This window comes from Pseudomonas sp. HN2-3, from assembly GCF_020691745.1.
GTDB classification, from domain to species: domain Bacteria; phylum Pseudomonadota; class Gammaproteobacteria; order Pseudomonadales; family Pseudomonadaceae; genus Aquipseudomonas; species Aquipseudomonas capeferrum.
Window position 1 is genome coordinate 3,086,109 of sequence record NZ_CP085704.1, and the last position, 12,634, is coordinate 3,098,742.

The window sequence follows — 12,634 nt, forward strand, 5'->3', positions numbered from 1 at the left end:
GGGATCACACCGATGAACTTTTCAAAATTCTTCATTACCCGGCCGATTTTTGCCGCGGTGCTGTCGCTGGTGCTGCTGATTGCGGGTTCGATCTCGCTGTTCCAGCTGCCGATCAGCGAATACCCGGAAGTGGTGCCGCCCACCGTGGTGGTGCGCGCCAACTTCCCCGGTGCCAACCCCAAAGTGATCGGCGAAACCGTCGCCGCACCGTTGGAGCAGGCCATCACCGGTGTCGAGAACATGCTGTACATGTCCTCGCAATCCACCGCCGATGGCAAGCTGACCCTGACCATCACCTTCGCCCTGGGCACCGACCTCGACAACGCGCAGGTGCAGGTACAGAACCGCGTCACCCGCACCCAGCCCAAGCTGCCGGAAGAAGTGACGCGCATCGGTATTACCGTCGACAAGGCCTCGCCCGACCTGACCATGGTCGTGCACCTGACCTCGCCGGACAACCGCTACGACATGCTCTACCTGTCCAACTACGCCATCCTCAACATCAAGGATGAGCTGGCACGCCTGGGCGGCGTGGGTGACGTGCAACTGTTCGGCATGGGTGACTACTCGCTGCGCGTGTGGCTCGACCCGAACAAGACCGCCTCGCGCAACCTGACAGCCAGTGACGTTGTCGCGGCCATCCGCGAGCAGAACCGCCAGGTCGCTGCCGGCCAGCTGGGCGCCCCGCCCGCCCCTGGGTCCACCAGTTTCCAGCTGTCGATCAACACTCAAGGCCGCCTGGTCAATGAGGAAGAGTTCGAGAACATCATCATCCGTGCCGGTGCCGATGGCGAAATCACTCGCCTGAAAGACATCGCCCGGGTCGAACTCGGCTCCAGCCAATATGCCCTGCGCTCGCTGCTGAACAACCAGCCGGCAGTGGCCATCCCGATCTTCCAGCGCCCAGGCTCCAACGCCATCGAGATCTCCGATGAAGTACGGGCCAAGATGGCCGAGCTGAAGAAGGACTTCCCCGAGGGCATGGACTACAGCATCGTCTATGACCCGACCATCTTCGTGCGCGGCTCCATCGAGGCAGTGGTACACACCCTGTTCGAAGCGCTGATACTGGTGGTGCTGGTAGTGATCCTGTTCCTGCAGACCTGGCGCGCCTCGATCATCCCGTTGCTGGCGGTGCCGGTGTCGCTGATCGGTACCTTCGCGGTGATGCACCTGTTCGGCTTCTCGCTCAATGCCTTGTCGCTGTTCGGGCTGGTGTTGGCCATCGGTATCGTGGTGGACGACGCCATCGTTGTGGTGGAGAACGTCGAACGTAATATCGGGCTGGGCCTGAAACCGCTTGAAGCCACGCAAAAGGCCATGAGCGAAGTGACCGGGCCGATCATTGCCACTGCCCTGGTGCTGTGCGCCGTGTTCGTGCCTGCCGCGTTCATTTCCGGCCTTACCGGGCAGTTCTACAAGCAGTTCGCCCTGACCATCGCCATCTCCACGGTCATCTCGGCGTTCAACTCGCTGACCCTGTCGCCGGCCCTGGCCGCCGTGCTGCTCAAGGACCACCACGCACCCAAGGACCGTTTCTCGCGCTTCCTCGACAAACTGCTGGGCAGCTGGCTGTTCTCGCCGTTCAACCGCTTCTTCGACCGTGCCAGCCACAGTTACGTCGGCGGCGTGCGCCGGGTCATCCGCTCCAGCGGCATCGCCCTGTTCGTGTATGCCGGTTTGATGGGCCTGACTTACCTCGGTTTCTCGTCCACCCCGACCGGTTTCGTGCCAGCCCAGGACAAGCAATACCTGGTGGCTTTTGCCCAACTGCCTGATGCTGCCAGCCTCGACCGCACCGAGGCAGTGATCAAGCGCATGAGCGAGATCGCCCTGAAGCAACCTGGGGTTGCCGATTCGGTAGCCTTCCCGGGCCTGTCGATCAACGGTTTCACCAACAGCCCGAACAGCGGCATCGTGTTCACCCCGCTCAAGCCGTTCGACGAGCGCAAAGACCCGAGCCAGTCGGCAGCGGCCATCGCCGCCGCCCTGAACGCCCAGTTCGCCGACATCCAGGACGCCTACATCGCGATCTTCCCACCGCCGCCGGTACAGGGCCTGGGCACCATTGGCGGCTTCCGCCTGCAGATCGAGGACCGCGGTAACCTGGGTTACGAAGCGCTGTACAAGGAAACCCAGAACATCATCGCCAAGAGCCACAACGTGCCGGAACTGGCGGGCCTGTTCACCAGCTACCAGGTCAACGTGCCGCAGGTCGATGCCGCCATCGACCGGGAAAAGGCCAAGACCCACGGCGTGGCGATCAACGACATCTTCGACACCCTGCAGGTTTACCTGGGCTCGCTGTACACCAACGACTTCAACCGCTTTGGCCGTACCTACCAGGTCAACGTCCAGGCCGAGCAGCAGTTCCGCCTCGATGCCGAACAGATCGGCCAATTGAAGGTGCGCAACAACCTGGGCGAGATGATCCCGCTGGCGACCTTCCTCAAGGTCAGCGACACCTCCGGGCCTGATCGCGTGATGCACTACAACGGCTTCATCACCGCAGAAATCAACGGTGCGGCGGCCCCGGGCTACAGCTCTGGCCAAGCCGAGGCTGCCATCGAGAAACTGCTCAAAGAGGAACTGCCCAACGGCATGACCTTCGAGTGGACTGACCTGACCTATCAGCAGATTCTCTCTGGCAATACCGCGCTGCTGGTGTTCCCGCTCTGCGTACTGCTGGCGTTCCTGGTGCTGGCGGCCCAATACGAAAGCTGGAGCCTGCCGCTGGCGGTGATCCTGATCGTGCCGATGACCCTGCTGTCGGCCATTACCGGGGTGATTGTCTCGGGCGGTGACAACAACATATTCACCCAGATCGGCTTGATCGTACTGGTGGGCCTTGCGTGCAAGAACGCGATCCTTATCGTCGAATTCGCCAAGGATGAACAGGCCAAGGGCCTCGACCCGCTGGCCGCAGTGCTGGAAGCCTGCCGCTTGCGTCTGCGGCCGATCCTGATGACCTCGATCGCCTTCATCATGGGCGTGGTACCGCTGGTGTTCTCCTCCGGTGCCGGTTCGGAAATGCGCCACGCCATGGGTGTCGCGGTGTTCTCGGGGATGATCGGCGTGACGGTGTTCGGGCTGTTCCTGACCCCAGTGTTCTTCTTCCTGATCCGCCGTTTCGTCGAACGCCGCCAAGCCCGCAAGGCCGAACGCGTGCAATCGCTGGAGAACCCCGCATGAACCTGCTCAAACCCCTGACCCCGAGCCTGCTGGCGTTGGCCCTGGCGGCCTGCGCGGTGGGCCCGGACTACAAGACGCCGAACACCGAGCCTGCCCGTTTTGACCCTCAGCTGCAGGCCAAGGCCTACGACCGTAGCCGCTTCGAAAGCATCTGGTGGAAGCAGTTCGACGACCCGGTGCTGAACCAGCTGGTGCAGGCCTCGCTCGACGGTAACCGTGACCTGCGGGTAGCCTTTGCCCGTTTGAAGTCGGCCCGTGCTATCCGTGAGGACGCCGCCAACGACCAACTGCCGGTGGTCACCAGCCGTGCCAGCAGCGAAATCGGCAAGGGCCAGGTCCCCGGCCAGACCGAGCAGCGGGTCAACAGCGAACGCTATGACCTGGGCCTGGACATGGCCTGGGAACTCGACCTGTTCGGCCGTATTCAGCGCCAGATCGAAGCCAGCGAAGCCCAGGAGGCCGCCGCCGCGGCCGACCTGCAGCAGTTGCAAGTCAGCTTGATCGCCGAACTGGTCGACGCCTATGGCCAACTGCGCGGTGCCCAGTTGCGCGAGAACATCGCCCTGGCCAACCTCAAGACCCAGCAGGAATCGCGCACCATCACCGAAACCCTGCGCGATGCTGGCGTGGGCAACGACCTTGATGTGGTGCGTGCCGATGCGCGCCTGGCAGGTGTCGAAGCCACTGTGCCGCAACTGCAGGCCGAACAGGCGCGTGCCCGTCACCGCATCGCCACCCTGCTTGGCCAGCGCCCGGACGCGCTGAGCGTAGACCTGTCGCCCAAGGCCCTGCCAGCCATCGCCAAAGCACTGCCGGTGGGCGACCCCGGCGAGCTGCTGCGTCGTCGCCCGGATATTCGCAGTGCCGAACGCCAACTGGCCGCCGCCACGGCCAACGTCGGTGTGGCCACTGCCGACCTGTTCCCACGGGTCAGCCTCAGTGGCTTCCTCGGCTTTACGGCTGCGCGCGGCTCGCAGATCGGCTCCTCGGCAGCCAACGCCTGGGGCCTGGGCCCGAGCATCACCTGGGCGGCCTTCGACCTGGGCAGCGTGCGCGCCCGTCTGCGCGGTGCCAAGGCAGACGCCGAAGGCGCCCTGGCCAACTATGAGCAGCAAGTGTTGCTGGCCCTTGAAGAGTCGGCCAACGCCTTCAGCGATTACGACAAGACCCAGCAGCGCCTGTTGTCGCTGATGCGTCAGAGCGACGCTAGCCGCAAGGCGGCAGCGCTGGCCTCGATCCGCTATCGCGAAGGCACGGTGGATTACCTGGTGCTGCTCGACGCCGAGCGTGAGCGCCTTAGCGCAGAAGATGCCCAGGCCCAGGGAGAGGTCGAGCTGTACCGCGGCATCGTCTCGATCTACAAGGCCCTGGGTGGCGGCTGGCAACCGGATACGGTGGCCAGCGCGCGCTGATTCAACCCCTTTCAACGACTCCTTTGGTTGGTTACTCCCCCAACCGTTTGCCCCGCGGGCCTTGGCCTGCGGGGCTTTTTTTTGCGCCTTGCGGGGCCTCTGACGGCCTTGGCGCCGCCATGCCTTCAGCGGTTGCATTTGACCCGTTGCTGGCCCAAGCTCTGCCCTTCCTGCCGCCACGGACCATCCGATGCCCAGACGCAACCGCTACCTGATCGCCTTGCTGCTGCTGATTCTGCTGGTCACCATGATCGGCTACCTGCAGCGAGACGACCAGCCGGCACCGCCCACGCTGCCCGCGCACAGTTACGCCAAGGCCCTGCGCCAGGCCCATGAAGGCTTGCCAGGCGCTGCGCGGGTGCTGTACCAGCAATTGCAACGTAACGACCTGGCCCCCATTCGCCGCGCGGCTCTGTACGCCGAGCTGCCCAACTACCCCTCCCCCCAGGCCCTGAAACTCGCACGCCTGGACCTGGAGCACGCAGACCCGCTGGTACGCCAAGCAGCCATTGCCGGCATTCGCCGCTTGCTGCCGGCCGCACAACGCAGCCTGGTACTCGGCCCCTTGCTCGATGACGCCGAGCAAAGTGTACGCTTCGCGGCCGTAGACGCTCTGCTGGGCCTGGACCCGGACGCTATCGGCCTGTACTTCGGCCCCTTGCAGGCAGCCCTGGAGCAGTACCAGCAGGCACTGGAGGAACAACCTGACGACGCCGATGCCCAGGTGCATCTGGCGCGCCTGTACCTGCACGAAAACGACTACACCCAGGCCGCTGCTGCCTTGCAACGGGCCCTGACGGTGGCCCCAGGCAACGTCGACGCGTTGGCAACCCAGGTTCGCCTGCTGGAGCGCCAAGGCCATCACGACGCTTCTCGCCAGGTGCTGGCCAAAGCCTTGCTCCTGAGCCCCGACTCTGCCTTTTTGCAATATGAGCTGGGGCTCTGGCTCAATCGGCACGAACAGCGCGAATATGCCCTGCTTGCCCTGTCCCGTGCGGTGGAGCTGGAGCCGGACAACGCCGAGTACCGCACTACCCTGGCTGTGACCCTGCATGAACTCGAGCAGGTCGATGCTGCCCAGAAACAGTTGGAAACCGTGCTCAGTCGCGAGCCAGCCAATCGCCGGGCGCGGCTTTTGCTTATCCAGTACTGGAAAGAGACCGGCCAACTGCAGAACGTTCAGGTGCTGCTCGCCGAGCTCGAACGGCAAAACCCCGACGACCCGGTGCTACAACAGGGGCTTTAGGCCGCCGAAAAATTCGTTGAACCCCAAGCGACAGCCTGCGGTCCAGTGAGTATCGGACTACTGGCAGCACGGCCAAGCCTTGGCCCTGCCTAATGTTACAGGAGCGTCGCTTTGGCCAGTTCGTTGGCGTTGGACGAACGTGCCTTGATCCTGGCCCCCCCACAGCTTGCTGCGGATACCGCTCGCCTGCTTGCGACCGTCGGCATCGAAAGCCTGTGTGCCCATGACATCGCCAACCTGCACGACTGCCTGATCGAAGGTGCGGCCCTGGCGATCATCGCCGAGCAGACGTTCAGCAACGGGCCCAGCCCGCCGTTGCAAGGTTTTATCGACCAGCAGCCCAGCTGGTCAGACCTGCCCATTCTGCTGATCATGGATGTCAGCTCAGCCGCCACAGGCCCCACCCACCTGCCTACAGGTAACCTGATGCAGTTGCTCTTCCCACTCGAGGAGGGGCAAGTGTTGCAACTGATCCGCATCGCGCAGCGTAACCGCCGCCATCAGTACCACGCACGTGATCAGCTCTCAGCCCAGCAACAGCGGCTGGACGCACGTTTCCAGGAACAGCACAGCACAGAGCTCGCCCGCACGCAGATCCGCAAAATGGAAGCCATCGGCCAACTGGCCGGTGGCATCGCTCATGATTTCAACAACCTGTTGACCAGTATCGGTGGCAGTCTCGAACTGATCGAGCGTCGTTTCAAGCAGGGCCGCAGCGACAGCCTGGAGGGCATCTTGCGCATGGGCCAGGAGGCCCTGTCGCGCGCAGGTCAGTTGACCCACCGTCTGCTGGCGTTTTCCTGCAGGCAATCCCTGCACACTCAGCGCGTCGAGCTGCACACGCTGCTTGAACCTAAGCGCCTGAATGCTGGGCTCAGCCATTCAGTGACCCTGCAACTGCATGTGCCCGCCGACCTCTGGCCGGTGGAGGCCGACGACGGGCAGCTGCAAGAGGCCGTGGACAATCTGCTGCTCAATGCCTGTGAAGCCATGCCCACCGGCGGGCTGCTACGCATCGAGGCGAGCAACCAGCGGGTCGAGCACGAGCAGTTCGCGGGGGGCGCCCTGAACAGTGGTGAATACCTGCGCCTGAGCATCATCGATGACGGCCAGGGTATGTCGCAGAGCACGCTGGAACACGCCTTCGAACCGTTTTTCAGCACCAAACCCGTTGGCCAGGGCATCGGCCTGGGCCTGTCCATGGTGTACGGCTTCAGCAAGCAGTCCCATGGGCATGTCACCCTGCAGAGCAAGATCGGCCATGGCACCCAAGTCGACCTGTACTTGCCGCGGCACGTTGGCGAGGCAAAGCCCGAGCGCCCGACCCCAAGGCCTGTGCCCGGCAGCAAGGGCCATGACGTGCTGGTGGTCGAAGACGACCCTCATGTGCGTCAGTTGCTCTGTCATGCGCTGTGCGAAGACGGCTTCCCTTGTCAAACCGCCGCCAACGCCAATGAAGCGCTGCACATACTGCGTTCATCGCAAAGGATCGACCTGCTGGTCAGCGATGTCGGCCTGCCCGGCATGAATGGGCGGCAACTGGCGGAAATCGCCCGCACCCTGCGCCCAGACCTGCCGGTGCTGTTCATCACCGGTTACGCAGAAACGGCCATGGCCAGGGAGGGCTTTCTTGGCGCGGGCATGCACCTGATCTGCAAGCCATTCGCACTCGAACAGCTGCAGGCGCAGGTGACGCAGATACTCGGTGAGCCCTGAACCGGCTCAGTCGGCAAGCATGTGCTGGGCCTGGTTGGCCAATTGCTCCAGCGGGAACGGCTTGAGCATCAGCGCGGTGCCAGGCTGCTCGAGCAGTTGGGCTTCGATCGGCTGATCGGTATACCCGGTGATGAAGAGGATTTTCTGCGTCGGTTTGAGCATGCGCATGGCCTTGGCCACTTGCCGGCCGCTGAAACCACCCGGCAAGCCGATGTCAGTGATGACCAGGTCGAAAGCCCCGTCATGACGAAAGCGGTCCAGTGCAGAATTGGCGTCGGAAACTTCAATGACGGCGAAACCACGCTCGCAGAGAAACTCACGCATCAGTGCGCGCAGGTTGACCTCGTCATCGATCAGCAGCAGCCGCCCGCCCTGGACCCGCTCGATGACCGGCAGGCATGCCGGTGCCTCTGCCGGAATCGACGCACGGCTGCGCGGAAACAATAAGGAGACTCTCGTCCCCTCGTTCAGGTTCGACTCGATCCAGACATAACCACCCGACTGCCCGACAAAGCCGTAGACCATCGGCAGGCCGAGCCCCGACCCACGCCCCATGGGCTTGGTGGTGAAAAAGGGCTCGAAAGCTCTGGCGACATCGGCCGCCGACATGCCGTGGCCGTTGTCTTCGACATGCAATGCCACGTAGTCGCCTGGCGGCAGCCCCTGCTCATCCGGAAAATGCGCAGTCAACCGTTCATTGACAGTACGGATAGTGACGCTGCCACGCTCAAGGCAGGCTTCACGGGCATTCACGCAGAGGTTGATCAAGGCATTTTCAAACTGGGTAAGGTCAACGCAGACCGTCCATGGTCTCACATCCAGTTGCCAATGCAGGCTCATTTCCGCGCCCAGGGCCTTTAGTAGCATTGGTTCGATCAAGGACAGCTGCCGATTGACATTCAGTGGCTTGGGATCAAGGGGCTGATGGCTGGAAAACGCCAGCAGCCGGTGAGTCAGGTTCATGGCGCGCTGCACCGAGTCGCGCGCCAGCTCCACATAGGTCTCCATGCGTTCCAGGCGCCCCTGCAGCATGCGTCGTTGCAACAGTTCCAGGCTGCCCCCGATACCCGACAGCAGGTTGTTCATTTCATGTGCCATCCCGCCTGCCAATTGGCCAATGACTTCCAGATGTTCACTGTTGCGCAACAGGGCCTCGGACTGGCGGGTGGCCTCTTCGCGGTCGGCGGTGATGTCACGGCCCACGGCGGTCAGCAAGCTGCCATCGAATTTGGCGGCCCAGCGAAACCAGCGATAGTGGCCATCCTGGTGACGCAGGCGGATATCGATCTGCTCGAGCGCCTTGTCCTGCACGAAGCCGGATACCGCCACCTGCACTTCTGCGCGATCCGCCGGGTGGATCAGCTCCAGTATCGGCATGCCCTGCGCCGCGTCCTTACCCCAACCCAGGATACGGTGCCAGGCTGGGTTGGTAGCGTGTAGCGTCAGTTCACGGGTGACGATCATCATGGCATCACGCGACAGTTGCCAGATCTGTTCACGATCGGCCATGTAGCTTCCGAGCTGTTTTTCAAAGGCCTCGGCCTGCTCACGCCAATGGTGATACGCCTCGACATTTGCCGTGGTTTCGATGAGTGTGTGAAGAAAACCCGCAACGCTGCCCTGCTCGTCACGAATCGGTGAGTAGCCGAAGGCACACCACACGGGGTCGCCGTTCTGGCCGCAGGCGATACGCATGGGCGGGTCCTCGACAAAACTCGAGCGCCCTTCGAGTGCCTTGAACACCCAAGGCCCCATGGTCTGCCAGGCATCGCTCCAGACCGCGTCGAACGCTTTGCCCAGTACATCCTGGCCGCCGAGGCGCAGCGCTCGATAGGCATCGTTATGGATCACGCTGAGGTCAGGCCCCCACACCACCGCGCAGGCAAATGGCGACAACAGCATCATGTCGACGGCAATACGCAGCGAGGCCTGCCAGCGTGGCAATGGCCCGAGGGCGGTGCGCCCCCAATCGAATTGGGCGATGCACTCGCCCATGGGATCGACCGTTGCCGTGTTGGGCGCCAGCAGGATGGCCTGTGACGCAGCTTCGCGGGGGGTGCCATTAGCGACCAAATGTGTGACTCCCATGGTGTTCTGGGTGGCGAATGCTGTTCAAGGTAGCACAGCTCGCGCTGCTTTAATGGCGTACCGGCATGTGGCAGCTATGCTCATTAGGTTTTCCACTGAGCCATGGAATAACGGTCCCTTACAGGCTGCCGACGGGAGTGTGGTCATGAGCAAGAAAGTGCTGGTAGTGCTGACCAATACGGCCAAGTACCCGAACCTCAAGCGGGCAACCGGGCTATGGTTGGGCGAGGCCGTGCATTTTGTCGAGAAAGTCGAGAAGGCCGGTTACGAAGTTGACTATGTCAGCCCTCAGGGTGGCTACGTACCGGTCGACCCGCACAGCCTGCAGATGGCCCCCGACCTGGACTGGCAGTGGTATGACGACAAGCGGTTCATGAGCCGCCTGGGCGCCACCCTGAGCCCAGGTCTGGTCAAGGCTGACGACTACAGCGCCATCTATTACACCGGCGGGCATGGCGTGATGTACGACTTTGTCGAGAGCAAACCGGTTCAAGACCTCGCACGCAAGATCTATGAGAACAAAGGCATCATCGCGGCTGTTTGCCACGGCGTCGTCGGCCTGTTGAACATCAAGCTCAGTGACAACAGCCTGCTGGTGAAGGACCGACAGGTCACAGGCTTTTCCAACATCGAAGAGCAACTGGTTGAACTGGACAAGGTAGTGCCTTTTCTCACCGAAAACGAACTGGTTGCCCGTGGCGGTATTTACAGCAAGCACGATGACCCGTGGAAACCCTTCGTGGTCAGCGATGATCGTCTTATTACCGGGCAAAACCCCGCATCCACGGCTGACTTGGCTGAAAAGGTGCTCGCGAGACTCAAGTCAAAGTGACAACTTACGCCTGATTACCTGATTTCCCGGCGTTCATGCCGCACCCGGACTACATCCGACATACCGTTGAATACATAGGCTTTCAGCTCATCTGTCCAACACGGGCAGCATCAGACTGGAGAGCAATGGCCTATGTCGAAAATCATGCATGCCGGGCGCAGTTTGCTGGAGTTGCTGCTAATCATGGCGATCGGCCTGGTACCGGTGGTTTCCGGGTTGCTGGTGATGGTGTTTCAACTGGAAAAGAAGCTTGAGGAAAACGCACAGATCTCGGTTCAGGAAGCGGTGTTCACCATCGACAAGGTGCTGGAGCGCATGCATAGCACCGCCTTGCTTGCCCAGCCTTTGGCTGGCAAGGCATGCGCGGATGTCATCAGTACATTGCAGGACCAGGTGGCCCGCGATCCCTTGCTACGCTCATTGACGCTGACGCAAGACCAGCAAGCATACTGCAGCACCCACACCGAGTCGCTGGAGCATCTGTCGGCTTTCGCCCAATCCGGGCAGGGGGTTGAGCTGGCGATCGACTCGCCCGTGTTGCCCACCACGCTGGTTACTCACTTTCAAGTGCCGGGGCAAAACCCCAGTGTGATCGTCACAGGCAATGCCTCGGAACTGCGCAACGAATTGCGCGCATTCCAGGATGGCCTGACGCTGCTTCTGGAGTTTGGCGACCAGTACATCTGGAGCCATGGAGACAGCCGCGACCCGAATCGGCCTTCACAGTCCGAGTACACGGTACGGGCAGTTTCTGCCAAGTATGGATATGCCGTCACGGGGGGGTACGCCCAAGGGTACAGCGCCCAGGAAATCCGCCAGTCGATGCTGCAGATTCTTCCTTCTTTGGTGCTGGTAGGCATAGTGACCGGCTCGATCATCTATTGGGGCCTGTTCCGGGCGCGGGGCAACAGGCGTGGTACCGCCGCCGAAAAACCCTGACGGCGGTACCCGGTTGGATCAGTCGGTGCTCAATACGCCCCGACGAACCTGGTCCCGTTCGATGGATTCGAACAGCGCCTTGAAGTTGCCTTCGCCAAAGCCATCATCGCCCTTGCGCTGGATGAACTCGAAGAACACCGGCCCAAGCAACGTTTCCGAGAAGATCTGCAGCAGCAGGCGCTTGTCACCCGACTCTGCGGCGCCATCAAGGAGGATGCCGCGCGCTTGCAGTTGATCCACCGGTTCACCGTGGCCTGGCAGGCGCTCTTCGAGCATTTCGTAATAAGTTTGCGGCGGTGGGGTCATGAAGCGCATGCCAATGCCCTTCAGCGCATCCCAGGTCTTGAGCAGGTCATCGGTGAGGAAGGCCACGTGCTGGATGCCTTCACCGTTGAACTGCATCAGGAACTCTTCGATCTGCCCGGCGCCCTTGGACGACTCTTCGTTGAGCGGGATGCGGATCATGCCGTCGGGTGCGGTCATGGCACGCGAGGTCAGGCCGGTGTACTCGCCCTTGATATCGAAGTAGCGGATCTCGCGGAAGTTGAACAGCTTCTCGTAGAAACCGGCCCAATAGGCCATGCGGCCACGGTAGACGTTATGGGTCAGGTGATCGATGATCTTCAGGCCCGCACCCACAGGGTTGCGATCCACACCTTCGATGAAGTTGAAATCGATGTCGTAGATCGAGCTGCCTTCTTCAAAGCGGTCGATCAGGTACAGCGGCGCACCACCAATACCCTTGATCGCCGGCAGGCGCAGCTCCATCGGGCCGGTTTCGATCTCCACCGGCTGGGCGCCCAGCTCCAAAGCGCGGGCATAGGCTTCATGGGCATTGCGCACGCGGAACGCCATGCCACAGACCGATGGGCCATGTTCGGCGGCAAAGTACGAGGCGATGCTTTTAGGTTCGTTGTTCAGGATCAGGTTGATACCGCCCTGACGGTACAGGTGCACCTCTTTGGAACGGTGCGTAGCAACCTTGGTGAAACCGAGTATCTGCAGAACCGGCTCGAGTACGCCAGGTGTCGGCGATGCCAGCTCGATGAACTCGAAGCCCATCAGGCCCATTGGATTTTCGAAAATATCTGCCATGTTCTTGTCCTCATCTACAGCGAAAAATTAGTGATTTCCGGGGATGTAGAACAGAACAGGCGGTGAGCACGGGATGCCGCGCACGCTGCGAGCGAGGAAGTCACCAATGATCAA

At 61.8% G+C, this 12,634-nt stretch carries 8 protein-coding genes; 6 read left to right on the forward strand and 2 right to left on the reverse strand.

What is annotated here, in order from left to right; genetic code table 11:
- The first annotated feature begins 12 nt into the window (after positions 1-12).
- The 4 genes from LJX93_RS13970 (at position 13) to LJX93_RS13985 (ending at position 7,566) form a co-directional block, all read left to right on the forward strand.
- Positions 13-3,192 (forward strand): efflux RND transporter permease subunit, encoded by a 3,180-nt coding sequence (locus LJX93_RS13970; protein WP_033698017.1) that lies wholly within the window; start codon positions 13-15, stop codon positions 3,190-3,192.
- Positions 3,189-4,604: an efflux transporter outer membrane subunit gene (locus LJX93_RS13975; RefSeq protein ID WP_033698018.1), complete on the forward strand. Its 1,416-nt coding sequence runs from the start codon at positions 3,189-3,191 to the stop codon at positions 4,602-4,604. The genes LJX93_RS13970 and LJX93_RS13975 overlap by 4 nt, the downstream gene beginning before the upstream one ends.
- Before the next feature lie 190 nt (positions 4,605-4,794).
- Complete coding sequence (locus tag LJX93_RS13980) at positions 4,795-5,850, forward strand: tetratricopeptide repeat protein (protein WP_033698019.1); 1,056 nt, start codon at positions 4,795-4,797, stop codon at positions 5,848-5,850.
- Positions 5,851-5,961: 111 nt separating this feature from the next.
- Positions 5,962-7,566: a response regulator gene (locus LJX93_RS13985; RefSeq protein WP_033698020.1), complete on the forward strand. Its 1,605-nt coding sequence runs from the start codon at positions 5,962-5,964 to the stop codon at positions 7,564-7,566.
- A 6-nt stretch (positions 7,567-7,572) separates the two neighbouring features.
- Here LJX93_RS13985 and LJX93_RS13990 read toward each other — a convergent pair whose 3' ends face one another.
- Positions 7,573-9,654: an ATP-binding protein gene (locus LJX93_RS13990; RefSeq protein WP_047583222.1), complete on the reverse strand. Its 2,082-nt coding sequence runs from the start codon at positions 9,652-9,654 to the stop codon at positions 7,573-7,575.
- 145 nt (positions 9,655-9,799) lie between these two features.
- On the opposite strand from LJX93_RS13990, the gene LJX93_RS13995 reads away from it, so the two are divergent.
- Positions 9,800-10,486: a type 1 glutamine amidotransferase domain-containing protein gene (locus LJX93_RS13995; RefSeq protein ID WP_033698022.1), complete on the forward strand. Its 687-nt coding sequence runs from the start codon at positions 9,800-9,802 to the stop codon at positions 10,484-10,486.
- Positions 10,487-10,618: 132 nt separating this feature from the next.
- Complete coding sequence (locus tag LJX93_RS14000; protein WP_033698023.1) at positions 10,619-11,425, forward strand: CSS-motif domain-containing protein; 807 nt, start codon at positions 10,619-10,621, stop codon at positions 11,423-11,425.
- Positions 11,426-11,443: 18 nt separating this feature from the next.
- On the opposite strand, the gene hppD is transcribed toward LJX93_RS14000, so the two are convergent.
- Positions 11,444-12,520, reverse strand: coding sequence for a 4-hydroxyphenylpyruvate dioxygenase (gene hppD, locus LJX93_RS14005; protein ID WP_033698024.1), 1,077 nt, complete (start codon positions 12,518-12,520; stop codon positions 11,444-11,446).
- Between the last annotated feature and the right edge of the window lie 114 nt (positions 12,521-12,634).

Excerpts from the sequence above, each read along its gene's own strand:
- LJX93_RS13970 (WP_033698017.1), top strand. The coding sequence starts at position 13 with ATGAACTTTTCAAAATTCTTCATTACCCGGCCGATTTTTGCCGCGGTG.
- LJX93_RS13975 (WP_033698018.1), top strand. The coding sequence starts at position 3,189 with ATGAACCTGCTCAAACCCCTGACCCCGAGCCTGCTGGCGTTGGCCCTG.
- LJX93_RS13980 (WP_033698019.1), top strand. The coding sequence starts at position 4,795 with ATGCCCAGACGCAACCGCTACCTGATCGCCTTGCTGCTGCTGATTCTG.
- LJX93_RS13990 (WP_047583222.1), bottom strand. The coding sequence starts at position 9,654 with ATGGGAGTCACACATTTGGTCGCTAATGGCACCCCCCGCGAAGCTGCG.
- LJX93_RS13995 (WP_033698022.1), top strand. The coding sequence starts at position 9,800 with ATGAGCAAGAAAGTGCTGGTAGTGCTGACCAATACGGCCAAGTACCCG.
- LJX93_RS14000 (WP_033698023.1), top strand. The coding sequence starts at position 10,619 with ATGTCGAAAATCATGCATGCCGGGCGCAGTTTGCTGGAGTTGCTGCTA.
- hppD (WP_033698024.1), bottom strand. The coding sequence starts at position 12,520 with ATGGCAGATATTTTCGAAAATCCAATGGGCCTGATGGGCTTCGAGTTC.